Consider the following 15,783-nt stretch of genomic DNA (forward strand, 5'->3'; position numbering starts at 1 on the left):
ATGCGCAGCCGACAGTACGGTCCCGACCTGACGCCGCCGTGGAAGCGGCGCACGCCCGTCCCCGAGGTCCCGGCGGACCACGGTCTCGTCGTCGAGGAGGCCGCGACCGGCTTCTGTGGCGCGGTCGTCCGCTGCGAGCGCACGGCGCAGGGCGACACCGTCACGCTGGAGGACCGCTTCGGGGCGCTGCGGGTCTTCCCGCTGGAGCCGCGCGGCTTCCTGATCGACGGCCGCGCCGTGACGCTGACCCGGCCCGTACGGCGCCCCGCCGCCCCGGCCGGGCCGGCGCGGACGGCCTCCGGCTCGCTGGCGGTGCCGGGGGCGCGCGCCCGTGTGGCCCGCGCCGGGCGGATCTACGTGGAGGGGCGGCACGACGCGGAGCTGGTCGAGAAGGTCTGGGGTGACGACCTGCGGATCGAGGGCGTGGTCGTGGAGTACCTGGAGGGCGTGGACGGGCTGCCCGGGGTGGTCGAGGAGTTCGGCCCTGGCCCGGACGCGCGGCTCGGCGTGCTGGTGGACCACCTGGTGCCCGGCTCGAAGGAGTCGCGGATCGCCGCGTCCGTGAGCGGGGAGCACGTGCTGGTGGTGGGGCACCCGTTCATCGACGTGTGGGCGGCGGTGAAGCCCGCGTCGGTCGGCATCACGGCCTGGCCTGACGTGCCGCGCGGGCAGGACTGGAAGACGGGCGTGTGCCGCGCGCTCGGCTGGCCGGAGAACACGGGCGCCGCCTGGCAGCGGATCCTCGGCGGTGTCCACAGCTTCCGCGACCTCGAACCGGCGCTGCTCGGGCCCGTCGAGCACCTCATCGACCACGTGACCGCCCCCGGCCCCCACGGCTGAACGCGGCGGGCGCGGGCGCTGAGGGACAATCGGTCCCATGCCCTCCACCCTCCCCGACGGCGAGCCGGTCCCCGAGGACGGCGCGCTCCCCGCGTCGGCGACGGCCGGTGCCGCGGACCGTCCCCTGGCGTTCTACCTGCACGTCCCGTACTGCGCGACGCGCTGCGGCTACTGCGACTTCAACACCTACACGGCCTCCGAGCTGCGCGGCTCCGGCGGCGCCCTGGCGTCGCGCGAGAACTACGCGGACGTCCTCGCCGAGGAGGTCAGGCTGGCGCGCAAGGTCCTGGGGGACGACCCGCGCGAGGTGTCCACGGTCTTCGTCGGCGGCGGGACGCCGACGCTGCTGCCGCCGGGGGACCTCGGCCGGATGCTGGCGGCGGTGCGCGACGAGTTCGGGCTCGCGGCGGACGCCGAGGTGACGACGGAGGCGAACCCCGACTCGGTGGACCCCGCGTCGCTCGCCGCACTGCGGGAGGCCGGGTTCACGCGCGTCTCGTTCGGCATGCAGAGCGCCCGGCCGCACGTCCTGGCCGTGCTGGAGCGCACGCACACGCCCGGCAGTCCCGAGCGGCGGGTCGCCGAGGCGCGCGCGGCGGGCTTCGCACACGTCAGCCTCGACCTGATCTACGGCACCCCGGGCGAGACGGACGACGACTGGCGCGCCTCCCTGGACGCGGCGCTCGCCGCCGGGCCCGACCACGTCTCGGCGTACTCGCTGATCGTCGAGGACGGCACGAGGCTCGCGCAGCGCGTGCGGCGCGGCGAGGTGCCGATGACCGACGACGACGTGCACGCCGACCGCTACCTCATCGCCGAGGAGACGCTGACGGCGGCGGGCATGGAGTGGTACGAGATCTCGAACTGGGCCGCCTCGCCCGCCGACCGCTGCCGCCACAACGAGCTGTACTGGACCGGCGCCGACTGGTGGGGCGCCGGCCCAGGGGCGCACAGCCATGTCGGGGGCGTGCGCTGGTGGAACGTGAAGCACCCCGGCGCATACGTGCAGGCCCTCGCCTCCGGGCGCTCCCCCGGCGCCGGGCGCGAGCTGCTGTCGGACGAGGACCGGCGGGTGGAGCGCGTACTGCTGGAGCTGCGGCTGCGCGACGGCGTCCCGCTGGCCGTCCTCGCCCCGGCCGGGCGGCGCGCCGCGGCGGACGCCCTGCGGTCGGGGCTGCTGCGGCCCGGCGCGTACGAGGACGGCCGGGCCGCGCTGACGCTGCGCGGCCGCCTGCTGGCCGACGCGGTGACGCGGGATCTTGTTGACTGAAGCCGCCTGAAACCGCCTGAAGCCGCCCTGGGACCGGGCCGGGGAGCGGGTCAGTCCTTCGGGTACATGTCCTCGACCAGGTCGTGGAACTCGCGCTCCACCACCGGGCGCTTCAGCTTCAGGCTGGGCGTGAGGTCCCCGTGCTCGACGTCCAGCTCGCGGGGCAGCAGCCGGAAGCGCTTGATCGTCTGCCAGCGCTGGAGCCCCGCGTTCAGCTCCTGGATGTAGCCGTCCACCAGGGCCTGGGTGCGCTCGTCGGCGACGATCCCCGCGTAGTCGCCCGGCACGCCGTTGTCCTTCGCCCAGGCGAGCAGCGACACCTCGTCCAGCGCGATCAGGGCGGAGCAGAACTTCCTGCCCTGGCCGACGACCATCATGGCCGACACATAGGGGCAGACCGCCTTGAAGCGGCCCTCGATCTCGCTGGGCGCGACGTACTTGCCGCCCGAGGTCTTAAAGAGGTCCTTCTTGCGGTCGGTGATCCGCAGATAGCCGTCGTCGGACAGTTCGCCGATGTCGCCGGTGTGGAACCAGCCGTCGCCGTCCAGCACCTCGGCCGTCTGCTCGGGCAGCTCGTGGTAGCCCAGCATCACGCCGGGGCCGCGTACGAGCAGCTCGCCGTCGTCGGCGATGCGCGCCTCCAGGCCGGGGAACGGCTTGCCGACGGTGCCGACGCGGTTGGCGGCCAGCGGGTTCAGGAAGCTGGCGGCGGCGGTCTCGGTGAGGCCGTAGCCCTCCAGGACGGGGATGCCCGCGCCGTTGAAGAAGTGGCCGATCTCGGGGGTCAGCGCGGCCGAGCCGGACACGCAGGCCCGCATCCGGCCGCCGAACGCCTCGCGCAGCTTCGCGTAGACCAGCCGGTCGGCGAGGGCGTGCTTGGCGCGCAGCCGGGCGGGCACGGCGGCGCGGCCCGTGCGGCGGAAGTTGTCCTGCGAGACGCGGGAGAACTCCTTGGCGGTCGCCGCGGCCCAGTCGAAGATGCGGCCTTTGGCGGCGCCGCCGGCGCGGGCGCGCATGGCCACGCCGTTGTAGACCTTCTCGTAGATCCGCGGCACGCCGCACATCACCGTCGGGCGGACGGCGGGCAGGTTGGTGATGATCTCGTCCACCCGGCCGTCGACGACCATCACGTGCCCGATCTTGACGTGCGCGGACAGCAGCACCTTGCCGAAGACGTGGGCCAGCGGCAGCCACAGGTAGTGGATGTCGTCGGCGCGCAGCAGGTCGATGGCCTCGATGGTGTGGCCCATGTACGACCAGGTGTCCTGGCTGAGCCGCACGCCCTTGGGGCGGCCGGTGGTGCCCGAGGTGTAGATCAGCGTCGCCAGGTGGTCGGGGCGCAGGGCCGAGACGGTGTCCTTGACGGCGTCCGGCTTGCGCTCCAGGTAGGCGGCGCCGCGTTCCGCCAGGTCGGCGAGGGAGAGGACCCAGCCCTCCGGGTCGCCCTCGGCGGGGACGGCGTCGTCGGCCTCGATGACGACGACGTGTGCGAGGTCCGGCAGCTCGGCCCGGCGCTCCCTGGCCTTGGCGAGCTGCGCGGCGTCCTCGGCGATCAGCACCCGGCTGCCGGAGTCGGCGAGGATGTACGCCGTCTCCTCCGCGTTGGTCTGCGCGTAGACCGTGGTCGTGGCGGCGCCCGCGCACATGACGCCGAGGTCGGCGAGCATCCAGTCCACGCGCGTGGCGGAGGCGATGGCGACGCGCTCCTGGGGGCGTACGCCCAGGTCCATCAGGCCGGCGGCGATGGCGAAGACGCGGGTGGCCGTCTCGGCCCAGGTGTAGCCGGCCCAGCCGTCGGGACCGCCGCCCGCGGTGGGCACCGGGTAGCGGAGCGCCTCGCGGTCGGGGGTGGCGGCCACGCGCTCCAGGAAGAGATGCGCCACGGACGGCGGGCGGTTCTGGGTCAGCTGAAGCTGCCTGTCGGTCACGACTTCCTCTTCCTCCGGGTGCGGCGCTGCAACGGGGGTGACTAATGGGTAACTTTCGGGTGGCGCTCAGACTAGAGGCCACGGCCCCCGTGCGTAAGGGGGGTCATTTCTTGTTCTTCCCCTCACCGCCGTCCGAATCCGACGACAGGGCGGCGATGAAGGCCTCCTGCGGCACCTCGACGCGCCCCACCATCTTCATGCGCTTCTTGCCCTCCTTCTGCTTCTCCAGAAGCTTGCGCTTGCGGGAGATGTCGCCGCCGTAGCACTTGGACAGGACGTCCTTGCGCATCGCGCGCACCGTCTCGCGGGCGATCACGCGGGAGCCGATCGCCGCCTGGATCGGGACCTCGAACTGCTGCCTGGGGATCAGCTCGCGCAGCTTCCCGGCCATCCTGACGCCGTACGCGTACGCCTTGTCCTTGTGGACGATGGCGGAGAAGGCGTCCACCTTGTCGCCGTGGAGGAGGATGTCCACCTTGACGAGGGCGGCGGCCTGTTCGCCGGTCGGCTCGTAGTCGAGGGAGGCGTAGCCGCGGGTCTTGGACTTCAGGGCGTCGAAGAAGTCGAAGACGATCTCGGCGAGCGGCAGGGTGTAGCGCAGTTCGACGCGGTCCTCGGACAGGTAGTCCATGCCCTGCATGACGCCGCGGCGGTTCTGGCACAGCTCCATGATCGCGCCGATGTACTCGCTCGGGGCGATCAGGGTGGCGCGCACGACGGGTTCGCTGACCTCGGCGATCTTCCCGTTCGGGTATTCGCTGGGGTTGGTGACCGTGTGCTCGCTGCCGTCCTCCATGACCACCTGGTAGACCACGTTGGGCGCGGTGGCGATCAGGTCGAGGTTGAACTCGCGCTCCAGGCGCTCCCTGATGACCTCCAGGTGCAGGAGGCCGAGGAAGCCGACGCGGAAGCCGAAGCCGAGGGCGGCCGACGTCTCGGGCTCGTAGACGAGCGCGGCGTCGTTGAGCTGGAGCTTCTCCAGGGCGTCGCGGAGGTTCGGGTAGTCCGAGCCGTCGATCGGGTACAGGCCCGAGAACACCATGGGGCGCGGGTCCTTGTAGCCGCCGAGCGGCTCGGTCGCGCCGCCGCGCTGCTGGGTGATCGTGTCGCCGACCCTGGACTGGCGCACGTCCTTCACGCCGGTGATCAGGTAGCCGACCTCGCCGACCGCGAGGCCGTCGGCGGCGGTCATCTCGGGCGAGTTGACGCCGATCTCCAGCAGCTCGTGGGTGGCGCCCGAGGACATCATCTGGATGCGCTCGCGCCTGGCGAGCGCGCCGTCCACGACCTTCACGTACGTGACGACGCCCCGGTACGCGTCGTAGACCGAGTCGAAGATCATCGCGCGGGCGGGGGCGTCCGGGTTCCCGACGGGGGCGGGGACCTGGCGGACGACCTCGTCCAGGAGCGCCTCGACGCCCTCGCCGGTCTTGGCGGAGACGCGCAGGACGTCGCCGGGGTCGCAGCCGATCAGGTGCGCCAGTTCGGCGGCGAACTTGTCGGGCTGGGCGGCGGGCAGGTCGATCTTGTTGAGGACCGGGATGATCGTGAGGTCGTTCTCCATCGCCAGGTAGAGGTTGGCGAGGGTCTGGGCCTCGATGCCCTGCGCGGCGTCCACCAGCAGGATGCAGCCCTCGCAGGCGGCGAGGGAGCGGGACACCTCGTAGGTGAAGTCCACGTGCCCCGGGGTGTCGATCATGTTCAGCACGTGCGCCGCGCCGTCCGACTGCCAGGGCATGCGGACCGCCTGCGACTTGATCGTGATGCCGCGCTCACGCTCGATGTCCATGCGGTCGAGGTACTGCGCGCGCATCTGGCGCTGGTCGACGATCCCGGTGAGCTGGAGCATCCGGTCGGCGAGCGTGGACTTGCCGTGGTCGATGTGCGCGATGATGCAGAAGTTACGGATCAGAGCCGGGTCGGTACGGCTGGGCTCCGGCGCGTTCGAAGTGATCGCGGGCACGCGGGGTCCTGTCGGTCATGGCTGGGGAAGAATGGATGTCCCCATGCTCCCACGCGTCCGCCGCTGGTACGGATTCGGAGCCGGTGAGGGCCGCTGGTAGGCTGGCGGTCCGTGCCCGCGCGCCGGTCCCCGGCCGCGTGCACACGGTGACCCCGCGCACACGCCACGGTGGGACGTCCGGCAGGACGGCGCCCGCTCGCGGCACACGCGGCATCACCGGGAGCAGGACCCCCAACCGTGACACCCAGCGGTGCGCGCCGGTCCCCGGCCGCGCCGATCCGAACCTGCAAAGGCTCAATTTCGTGGCGAACATCAAGTCCCAGATCAAGCGGATCAAGACCAACGAGAAGGCGCGGCTGCGCAACCAGGCCGTGAAGTCCGAGGTCAAGACGGCCGTCCGGCGCGCCCGCGAGGCCGTCGCCGCCGGTGACTACGAGCAGGCCGAGGCCGCGCGCAAGGTCGCCGCCCGCAAGCTCGACAAGGCCGTCAGCAAGGGCGTGCTGCACCGCAACAACGCCGCCAACAAGAAGTCGGCGCTGGCCCTCCAGGTCAACGCGCTCCAGGGCTGACACCGGTACCCGCTCCGCGCCACCGGCCAGGACCCAGCGGCCCCTCTCTCCGCTCCCGTCCGGTGCGCGCCGTGCGCCGCGCTGATCCCAACGTTCGCCACGCTGGTGCGGTGCTGCGAGCGGTTCCGGGTGACCCCCCTGACATGCCGGAGGCCCCGGTCCTGCCCTTTCCCGGGCGGGACCGGGGTCTTCGTGCTGCCTGACATCGTGCGGGTCCGGGTCCGGGCGCGGTCAGCGTGCGCGGGCGGCGCGGGCGATGGTGACGACGGCTTTCTCCAGGGCGTACTCCGGGTCGTACCCGCCGCCCTTGACGGCGGCGTCGGCCTCGGCGACGGCGGTCAGCGCGGTGGCGACGCCGTCCGCCGACCAGCCGCGCAGCTGCTGCCGCACGCGGTCGATCTTCCACGGCGGCATGCCGAGTTCGCGCGCGAGGTCGGCCGGGCGCATGCCGGGCGGCGCGGAGGCCAGCCTGCCGATGGAGCGGACGCCCTGGGCGAGCGCGCTGGTGACGAGCACGGGTGCGACGCCGGTGGACAGCGCCCAGCGCAGCGCTTCGAGCGCTTCGGCGGCGCGGCCCTCGACGGCGCGGTCGGCGACGGTGAAGCTGGACGCCTCGGCGCGGCCCGTGTAGTAGCGGCCGACGACGGCCTCGTCCACGGCGCCCTCGACGTCGGAGGCCAGCTGCGCGCAGGCGGAGGCCAGTTCGCGCAGGTCGCTGCCGATGGCGTCCACGAGCGCCTGGCAGGCGCCCGGGGTCGCGCTGCTGCCCGCCGCCCTGAACTCGCCGCGCACGAACGCCAGGCGGTCGGCCGGCTTGGTCATCTTCGGGCAGGCCACCTCACGGGCGCCCGCCTTGCGCGCCGCGTCGAGCAGCCCCTTTCCCTTGGCGCCGCCCGCGTGCAGCAGGACGAGGGTGATCTCCTCGGCGGGCGCCGCGAGGTACGCCTTGACGTCCTTGACCGTGTCGGCCGACAGGTCCTGGGACTGCCGGACCACGACGACCTTCCGCTCGGCGAACAGCGAGGGGCTGGTCAGTTCGTCCAGCGTCCCCGGCTGGAGCGCGCCCGGTTCCAGGTCCCTGACGTCCGTGTCGGGATCGGCGGCCCGCGCGGCGGCCACGACCTCCTGTACGGCCCGGTCGAGCAGCAGGTCCTCCTGGCCGACGGCGATGGTGACGGGGGCGAGCGGGTCGTCGGCGCGGGAGGCTCTGGCTGGCATGCGCCCCAGCATGGCACGCGCCTCGGACAGTGCCGCCCCGGGCGCGACCGCCGGACCGGCCCGCGGCGGTCCCCGGGGTCCGGCGGAGAATGGTCCGGTGAGCGACGGACGACATGTACTGGTGCTGCCGGACCGCGACGCGGCGGAGGAAGTGGCCGCCGAGGTGGCCGAGCTGCTGGGTCTCCCGGAGGAACCGCGCCCGCTGCGCGACGCCCTGGCCGGCGAGGACGACGCGGAGGACGCGCAGTGGCTCGTCGTCGTCGAGGACCCCGGCGAACGGTATGACAGAAAGGCGCTCGCGGCGCTCACAGCGCTCGCCGAGGCGCGCGAGGGCTGGCTGGAGCGCGACTGATCCCACGGCCGCCCCCGCGTCCGCGCCCGGGACCAGCGCCCTACGCCGCTCGCCCGATGTGCCGCCCGCCACGGCCCGTTACGGTCGGCGACCATGGGAGACACGACCAGTAGCACCACGGGAAGCAAGAAGGCACCGGCCCGGGAGAGCGCGCGGCGCAAGGAGGACACCCTTGGCCGCCTCGGACAGGACGTGGACGCGTGGGTGTCCACGGCGGGGGCGGACGGACTGCCGTATCTGACGCCGCTGTCGTTCGTCTGGCACGGCGGGTGCCTGCTGATGGCGACGCGGGTGACCAACCCGACCGCGCGCAACGTCCGGGCGAACGGCAGGGCGTACGTCTCGCTGGGGAATACCCGCGATGTCGTGCTGATCGAGGCGGAGGCGGAGGCCGTACCGGTGGAGGCGCTCGGGGAGGCGGAGGGCGAGGCGTTCGTCGCGAAGCTGCGCTGGGATGTGCGGTCGGATGCGGCGTACACGTTCCTCCGGTTCCGGCCGGTGACCGTGACGGCGTGGCGTGAGGTGAACGAGCTGGCGCGGCGCCATCTGATGCGTGACGGTGCCTGGCTGGTCTGACCGGTCCTCCGCGCGCGGACCCGGCGGAGCAGGCGCGCCAGGCACGGCGGAAGAGTGGTGAGCGGGGTCATGGCGCGGCCTCCCGTGCGACGGCGACCGGGCCTTCGGGTCCGGAGGTGACGGCGAGATCGCCGTGGCGGTCGGTCCTGAGCGTGACCGTGCCGAGGTCAGCGAGGCGGTCGAGAGTGCGGGGCGCCGGGTGGCCGTAGCCGTTGTCCTCGCCGCAGGAGACGAGGGCGATGCGGGGGCGGAGCCGTTCGAGGAGCGGGTCGTGCTGGTGCGCCGAGCCGTGGTGCGCGACCTTGAGGACGTCGGCGCGCGGCAGGCCGGGGTGGGCGGCCAGCAGCCGTTCCTGGGCGAGGGGTTCGAGGTCGCCGGGGAGCAGGAGGGTGAGGCCGCCGGTGCGGACGAGGAGGGTGACGCTCGCGTCGTTGGCGCCGAGGCCTTCGGCGGTGGCGTCGGCGGGTGGCCACAGGACCTCCCAGCTCAACCCGTCGCCGATCCGCTTCCGTTCGCCCGGCACGGCGGTCTCCACCGGGACGCCCGCTCCGGCCGCGAGCCGCAGGACGCGGGCGGCCTGGTCGGCGCCGTCGCGCGCGGACGAGGTGTGGAGGGCGTCGACGCGGCGGCCGCGCAGCACGCCCGGCAGGCCGGACGCGTGGTCGGCGTGGAAGTGGCTGATCACCAGCAGCGGTACGTGCCGTACGCCGAGGTCGCGCAGGCAGCGGTCGATCGCCGCCGGGTCGGGGCCGGTGTCGACGACCACGGCGCTGCCCGGCCCGGCCGCCAGGACCAGGGCGTCCCCCTGCCCGACGTCGCAGGCCACCATCCGCCAGCCCGGCGGCGGCCAGCCGGTGAGGTACCGGCCGAGGGGCGCGGGCCGCAGGACTGCGACGAGGAGCAGCAGGACGCATCCCACGACGGGCCAGGGGCTGCGTGGGAGGCGGCGGACGAGGACGACGACGGCGGCCGAGACGCCGGCGAGGAGTGCTGCGCCGGCCCAGCCGCCGGGCCAGTCGAGTTCGGCTCCGGGGAGGGCGGCGCCGGTGCGGGCGACGGTGGCGAGCCACCGGGCGGGCCAGCCCGCCAGCCACGCGCAGACCTCGGCGGCCGGCGGCGCGACCGGGGCGGTCGCGAGGGCGGCCCACCCGAGGACGGCCACCGGTGCCACCGCGAGGTGGGCGAGGAGGTTGCAGGGGATGGCGACCAGGCTGGTGCCCGCTGCGAAGACAGTGATGACCGGTGCGCACACCAGGTGGGCCGCGCAGGCCGCCGCGAGCGCCTCGGCGGGCGGGCGCGGCATCCCGCGCCGGGTCCAGGCGGACGCCCAGCCGGGGGCGAGCACGAGGAGCGCGCCCGTGGCGAGGACGGAGAGCAGGAAACCGAACGACCGGCTGAGCGTGGGGTCCCGGAGCAGGAGCAGCAGCACGGCGGCCGCGAGTGCGGGCAGCAGCGAGCGGTGCCGTCCGGTGGCGAGGGCGAGGAGGGTGATCCCCGCGCAGACCGCGGCGCGCAGCACGCTGGGGTCCGGGCGGCAGACGAGGACGAGGCCGGTGACGAGTCCGCCGCCGAGGGCGGCTGTGACGCGCAGCGGGATGCCGAGCCGGGCGGCGAGGCCGCGTCGTTCGGCGCGGGCGGCGGCGGTGAGGCTGCCGAGCAGGACGCCGAGGACGATCGCGACCTGGCTGCCCGACGCGACGACCAGGTGGGTCATCCCGGTGGCGCGGACGGCGTCCGCGAGGTCGTCGGGGACGCGGGAGTCGTCGCCGGTGACCAGGGCGGGCAGCAGCGCCCCGGCGTCGCCGGGAAGGCCGGCGGAGGCGTCGCGCAGTCCGTCGCGCAGCCGATCGGCGACGCGTCGGGCCGGGCCGGGAGCGGCGACGTCCTGGGGCGGGCCGTCCGCGTCCGCGCGCAGGACGGCCGCCAGGTCGCCGCGGCGGCCGGGGAGCGGCGGGGTGGGCTCCGCGTCGAGCCGCAGCCCGGTGCCGGGCCGGAGGGCGAGCCAGTCGTCGGCGCGTTCGGCGGTCACGACGAGCATGACGGGCGCGTGGAGGTCGAACTCCTGGTCGGCGTAGGTGAGGTGGTGCACGTCGGCGGTGACGAGGACGGGGCGTGGCGCGCCAGGACGGTCGGGGCGGGCCGGTGCCTGCCGGGGGTCGTCGGTCAGTGTCACCCGCACGGTGGCCCGGCTCCCTGCTGCCTTCTCCCAGAGGCCGTGGTGGAGTCCGGCCGTGTGCAGGCCGGTGGCCGCGAGGGCCGCCGCCGCGCAGAGGAGGGAGGTGGCAGCGGTGGCAGCCAGGGTCCTGGTCCTGGCGGTCGGTCGCTGGGCGGGGCGGACGGGCGCCGGGAGTCGTGGGAGGCAGCAGATACCGAGGGCCACGGCGGTGGGGACGGCCGGAGCGCCGAACGCGGGGACGGCGACGGTCCACAGTGCCCCCGCGAGCGGCAGCCGCCACAGGGGTCTACGGCGCGGGGTGTCCCGGGCGAGCCCCAGGGCCGCACCGGCGGCCAGGCAGCAGCCGAGTGCGCACAGCCCGGCGGTGCGGCCGGGAAGCCCGAGGGCGAAGGCGGCGGCCGCCCACGCGGCGGTGGCGGGGGCCACGAGCCGCAGGTCCGAGGGGAGTTGCTGGTACGGGTGCGCTGCGCCGAGCCGGTGCCGCGCCGTGGCGTGGACGGGATGCCGGATGTCGCGGGTCCGGGTGGCCCGGGAGGCGGCGCGGTCAGAGAGTGACACGGTCCCTCAGCTCCGCCAGGCGCCGTTCCCCGATCCCGGAGACGTCGCCGAGCTGCCCGACGGAGGTGAAGCCTCCGTGCTGCTGCCGGTGGGCCACGATGCGCTCGGCGAGGACCGGCCCGATGCCGGGGAGGTCCTGCAACTGGTCGGGGGTCGCCGAGTTGAGGCTGACGGGAGCCGCGGGGGCGGCCGGGGCGCCGGATCGTGCCCCGGCTCCGGGCGCCGGGGCGGGTGCCGTGGCGCCGACGAGGATCTGCTCGCCGTCGAGAAGGAGGCGGGCCCGGTTGAGCCCGTCGGTGTCCGTACCGGGTTCGCTGCCCCCTGCGGCGTCGATGGCGTCCGCCACCCGGGACCCGGCGGGCAGGGTGTAGATCCCGGGATCGGCCACCGCGCCCGCGACATCGACCACCACCGCCCCGGCTACCGCGCCGGGCGCGGCTTGGTCCTGCCCGTCGCTGACTGGGGAGGTCCCGGCGGTCGGTGCGGGGGAAGCCGCCGCGGAGGCGGAGGGGGGCGCGGTGCCCTGGTCGTCCGTGACCGTCACGGCCTCGGGGCGTCCCGCGACGAAGTGGTACCAGGCGAACGCCACCGCTGCCGCCAGCACGACGCACAGCGCCGCGAGCGTACGCGCCTCCATCCCGCAACGCGCCACCAGCCAGGTGGCCAGCCGCCCCACCGCCGCGCCGCCCCCGCCCCGCGCGGGCGGTGCGGCCCTCTCGCGCAGCGGCCGCTCGGGGACGTGACCGCCGGTCGCGGCGCCGCTCGGGCCCGGGGCGGGCGTGGAGTCCGGCGGACCGGCTTCCCGCGCCCGCCCGTTCGTCCGGCGAGCAGTCCTCGGGGCACGGTCGGGCGGTCGCCCCGGCGTCTCCGATGTGTCCGCGCCCGTCTGCGGGGTGGAGGCGGCGGCGGGTTCCTGTGCCCGTCCGCCTGTCCAGCGGAGAGGGGCATGCCCAGCGGCCATGGATGGCGCAACTCCCGGAGGCCGCCCGCCTGTCCAGCGGAGGGACGGCGGGGGCGGCGGGCGCTCGTCCCGTTCCGGCTCGGCGGCCGAGTCGCGCTGCCCGTGCATGTCGCCGTGCCCACGCGAAGGTTGACCGGTGCGGGTCACGCCCCCCGTGGCGGGCGGCCTTCCCGCGTCCGGACCGGCTTGGGGCGGAACGCGGCCGACTGCCGTCCCGTGGGCGGCGGCAGTCTCATCGGCGGCGGACAGGGCCGTGGCCCGTTCCAGTGCGGGGCGGTGGCCCCGCCCCGGTCCCGGCCCCGCGCTACGGCGCCCCGCGACGGTCCGCCGAGGCCGCGTTCCTCTGTGCTGTAGGCGTGCGTTCATGCCGCAGACGCTTCCATCGATCACTCACCGTGACCAGTGGCCCCCTCGAATCTGGGGACAACTCACGCGCTGTGGATAACTCGGCCACTCCTGCGGGTGATGGCGAGACATCTGGCAGGCCCACCGCGCGGCGGTCGGACAAGCAGGACGGGCCACACGGCCCAGCAACTGCGCCATGGCCGCGCCCCGTCTCCTCGTCTGCCGATGAAGCCGGGCGAGGTGCCGGCAGTGGCGAAGCACGGCGGTCATGTGGCATCCGCGCGGGTGTCACCCAACGGCTGTGCGCCGACTCGGACCTGGGCGGGCGGCGAGCCGGGGCACCACCCGGCGGGTCACCGCCACGACGACCGTGCAGCCCCAGCGGGCGGGCCCCCCAACCGGCATGCGGCGGAGACCAGTTACCAGCCGGCGCCGGAGCCACGGCCCGGCCGGACCTTCCGACGGCACTGCGGACGGCGCGCTCCGACCAGGCCCGAAGCAGGACAGCGACCGGGCCGACGAGGACGGCACCATCGCGGAAACCCGCATACGCTCCGCCGCGCAGCCGGGCCCTCGCCAGGGCCACCGTGCCCGCACCTGCGGCGTTCGCGTCGGCAGGGACGGTGCCGCGAGGGGCCGTTCAAGCCCGGTGGCCGGACTGTCGCCCACAGCCGGGCATTCGTGGGGACAACCGGCTGCGGCTCGGGGACGTTCGGGGCTCGTCCCTCCGCATCCTGTCGCGTCGGACCGCGTCGGACCGCGTCGGACCGAGTTGTCGGGCGCGGCGCGTCGCAAGGCGCGGCAGCGCGGCGAGGTCTCCCGGAAGGTGCCCTCGTCCCGGAAGCTTCTCCGGCAAGGCGACGGCCGGCCGCGACGACCCGAGTAGACACCGACAGAACGACCACAGGGGCCGTTCGGGAGCCCTTGGCGACGCGGCCGAGCGCACGGGCCCCCGTGGTCGCCGGACGGTCCGGGACCGGCGGCGGCAGCCGCGCCATGGCGGTGCCGTCGCCGGTCCCCGAGGTGCCCCCGTCATACCGTCCCGGTCGGCAGGCTGCGGTCCGCCAGGTAGCGCAGGTACTCGACGGGGTCGAGCGGGTTGCCGTCCGTCCGCGCCCGCCGGGGCGGCACCCCCCGCACCGGGCGGTCGGTTCCCGGCCGCGTCCACAGCGCGCCCTCGCCCCTGGTGAGCCCCGGCAGCGCCGCGACCAGCCGTTGCAGCGGACCCAGCGGCAGTTCCGCCTCCACGGTCCACGTCCCGCCGCGCGGCTCCGACCCGCCCACCGCCGCGCCGAGCCCCGCGAGCAGCCCGACGACGTCCCCCACCGTGTCCTCGGGCACCTCCAACTCGACGGCCTGACACGGCTCGAAGACCCGCGTTCCCGCCTCCTCCAGCGCACGCAGCACCACCATCGGCGTCACCTTGCGGAAGTCGGCCGCCGTCGTGTTCGGCGAGTGCTGCCCCACGCGGTGGACCGTGAGCACGCAGTCGGTCACCGCCCACCCGTGCATCCCCTGCCGGAGCGCCTGCACCGCCGTCTCCTCCACCGCACGGTGGAACGCGCGCGGCATGTACCCGGTCTCCACGTCGTGCACGTACCGCACGCCCGACCCGTACGGCCCCGGCTCCACGCGCAGCCCCACCGTCGCCCAGAACTCGTTCCCCTCCGTCCGCCGCATCTCCGACAGTGCCTCCCCCGCACCCACCGGCCGCTCCACGTACACCGGGCGCGGTTCCTCGAAGACCGCGTCGATCCCGAAGTCCAGCAGCAGCCGCGCCTCGACGACCTCACGCTGCACCGCCCCGTACAGCAGCAGCGACATCGCCCCGTCCCCCGCGCGCCGTACCTGGATCAGCGGGTCCTCGTCCGCCAGCGCGGACAGCGCCGCCCACAGGCGGCCCTGCCCGTCCGCCTCCTTGCTGCGGACCGCCGTCTCCAGCCCTGGCGGCGCGAAGTGCGAGCCGTCACCGGCGTCCCCCGGCTCGCCGAGCCGGTCCCCCACCCGTACGTCCGCCAGCCCGCGCACCCGCGCGATGCCGCCCGCGAGCAGCCGCCGCCCGGCGTCGCGCCCCGGCGCGGCGACGACGTCGAGTCCCGTGACCCGCCCGCTGAAGCCGCCGGTCGTGCCGTCCGGGTCACGCCGCCGGAACGTCAGCCGCTGCCGGTCGCGCACCTCGCCCGCGAACAGCCGCAGGTACGCCACCTTCCGGCCCGCCGCCCGCCCCCCGCCGTCCGACCGCTCGACGGCGAAAACGGTGCCGCGCGCCTCCCCCGACGCGTCACCCCCGCCCGGGGGCACGAACGCGCCGATCCCCGCGACCAGTTCCGCGGCGCCCTCACCCGTCAGCGCCGACCCGCAGTACAGCGGGTACGCGAGCCCGGCCGCCGTCTGCCGGGCAAGCAGCGTCCGCAGGCGCGCCTCGGACGGCGTGCGCCCCTCCACGAGCGCCGCGAGCAGCCCCTCGTCGTTCTCGGCGAGCGTCTCCGCCACGCCCTCACCGAGCGGCAGCGCGACGGCGCGCGCCCGGGGCGTGCCCTGGTCCGCCGCGCCCGTCAGGGGCACGACGCACGGCGCGAGCGTCCGCCGTACGTCGGCGAGCAGCCCGTCGTACCGGGCGCCCATGCGGTCGATCTTGTTGACGAAGACCAGCGTCGGGAGCCGCAGCCGCCGCAGCGTCCGCATCAGGACGCGCGTCTGGGCCTGCACGCCCTCGACGGCGGAGAGCACGAGCACCGCGCCGTCCAGGACGGACAGGGCGCGTTCGACCTCGGCGATGAAGTCGGGGTGGCCGGGGGTGTCCACCAGATTGATCTGCCGCCCGCCGGGGGCGGTGAACGCGGCGACGGCGGCGCGGATCGTGATGCCGCGCTCGCGTTCCAGGGCGCCGGAGTCGGTACGGGTGCTCCCGGCGTCGACGCTGCCGAGGTCGGGGACGGCGCCGTGGTCGAACAGCAGCCGCTCGGTGAGGCTGGTCTTACCTGCGTCGACGTGGGCGAGCACGCCGATGTTCACGGTCCCGGCGGT

Annotated in this window: 11 protein-coding genes; 5 read left to right on the forward strand and 6 right to left on the reverse strand. The window is 74.9% G+C overall.

Translation table 11 applies throughout. The features are described from left to right. Complete coding sequence (locus tag ACL02R_RS16530; protein ID WP_412797678.1) at positions 1-840, forward strand: DUF3097 domain-containing protein; 840 nt, start codon at positions 1-3, stop codon at positions 838-840. A gap of 37 nt (positions 841-877) precedes the next feature. Next, positions 878-2,110: a radical SAM family heme chaperone HemW gene (gene hemW, locus ACL02R_RS16535; protein ID WP_412797679.1), complete on the forward strand. Its 1,233-nt coding sequence runs from the start codon at positions 878-880 to the stop codon at positions 2,108-2,110. Between the two features lie 50 nt (positions 2,111-2,160). On the opposite strand, the gene ACL02R_RS16540 is transcribed toward hemW, so the two are convergent. Continuing rightward, entirely contained in the window at positions 2,161-4,038 is a 1,878-nt protein-coding gene (locus ACL02R_RS16540) for an AMP-dependent synthetase/ligase (RefSeq protein WP_412797680.1), read from the reverse strand. 103 nt (positions 4,039-4,141) lie between these two features. Next, positions 4,142-6,001, reverse strand: coding sequence for a translation elongation factor 4 (lepA, locus tag ACL02R_RS16545; protein ID WP_412797681.1), 1,860 nt, complete (start codon positions 5,999-6,001; stop codon positions 4,142-4,144). Between the two features lie 302 nt (positions 6,002-6,303). Here lepA and rpsT point away from each other — a divergent pair, with 302 nt between their 5' ends. Further along, positions 6,304-6,570, forward strand: coding sequence for a 30S ribosomal protein S20 (gene rpsT, locus ACL02R_RS16550; RefSeq protein ID WP_362965391.1), 267 nt, complete (start codon positions 6,304-6,306; stop codon positions 6,568-6,570). Positions 6,571-6,801: 231 nt separating this feature from the next. On the opposite strand, the gene holA is transcribed toward rpsT, so the two are convergent. Then, the gene (gene holA, locus ACL02R_RS16555) at positions 6,802-7,788 is read right to left on the reverse strand and encodes a DNA polymerase III subunit delta (protein WP_412797682.1); all 987 of its coding nucleotides are present in this window, start codon (positions 7,786-7,788) and stop codon (positions 6,802-6,804) included. A gap of 97 nt (positions 7,789-7,885) precedes the next feature. Here holA and ACL02R_RS16560 point away from each other — a divergent pair, with 97 nt between their 5' ends. Both ACL02R_RS16560 and ACL02R_RS16565 read left to right on the forward strand, forming a co-directional pair. Then, positions 7,886-8,140, forward strand: a complete 255-nt coding sequence (locus ACL02R_RS16560) for a hypothetical protein (protein ID WP_412797683.1) — start codon at positions 7,886-7,888, stop codon at positions 8,138-8,140. Between the two features lie 93 nt (positions 8,141-8,233). After that, complete coding sequence (locus ACL02R_RS16565; RefSeq protein WP_412797684.1) at positions 8,234-8,716, forward strand: pyridoxamine 5'-phosphate oxidase family protein; 483 nt, start codon at positions 8,234-8,236, stop codon at positions 8,714-8,716. Between the two features lie 67 nt (positions 8,717-8,783). Here ACL02R_RS16565 and ACL02R_RS16570 read toward each other — a convergent pair whose 3' ends face one another. From ACL02R_RS16570 to ACL02R_RS16580, 3 genes are all read right to left on the reverse strand, one after another. Continuing rightward, a complete protein-coding gene (locus tag ACL02R_RS16570) occupies positions 8,784-11,450 on the reverse strand; it encodes a ComEC/Rec2 family competence protein (RefSeq protein WP_412797685.1) in 2,667 nt (888 codons plus the stop codon). Further along, positions 11,437-12,126, reverse strand: coding sequence for a helix-hairpin-helix domain-containing protein (locus ACL02R_RS16575; RefSeq protein ID WP_412797686.1), 690 nt, complete (start codon positions 12,124-12,126; stop codon positions 11,437-11,439). The genes ACL02R_RS16570 and ACL02R_RS16575 overlap by 14 nt, the downstream gene beginning before the upstream one ends. A gap of 1,662 nt (positions 12,127-13,788) precedes the next feature. Beyond that, positions 13,789-15,771 carry a GTP-binding protein gene (locus tag ACL02R_RS16580; RefSeq protein ID WP_412797687.1) on the reverse strand — a complete coding sequence of 661 codons (1,983 nt, stop codon included), beginning with the start codon at positions 15,769-15,771 and terminating at the stop codon, positions 13,789-13,791. Between the last annotated feature and the right edge of the window lie 12 nt (positions 15,772-15,783).

Origin of the sequence: Streptomyces sp. MS19 (assembly GCF_047200595.1) — a bacterium.
Lineage (GTDB): Bacteria > Actinomycetota > Actinomycetes > Streptomycetales > Streptomycetaceae > Streptomyces.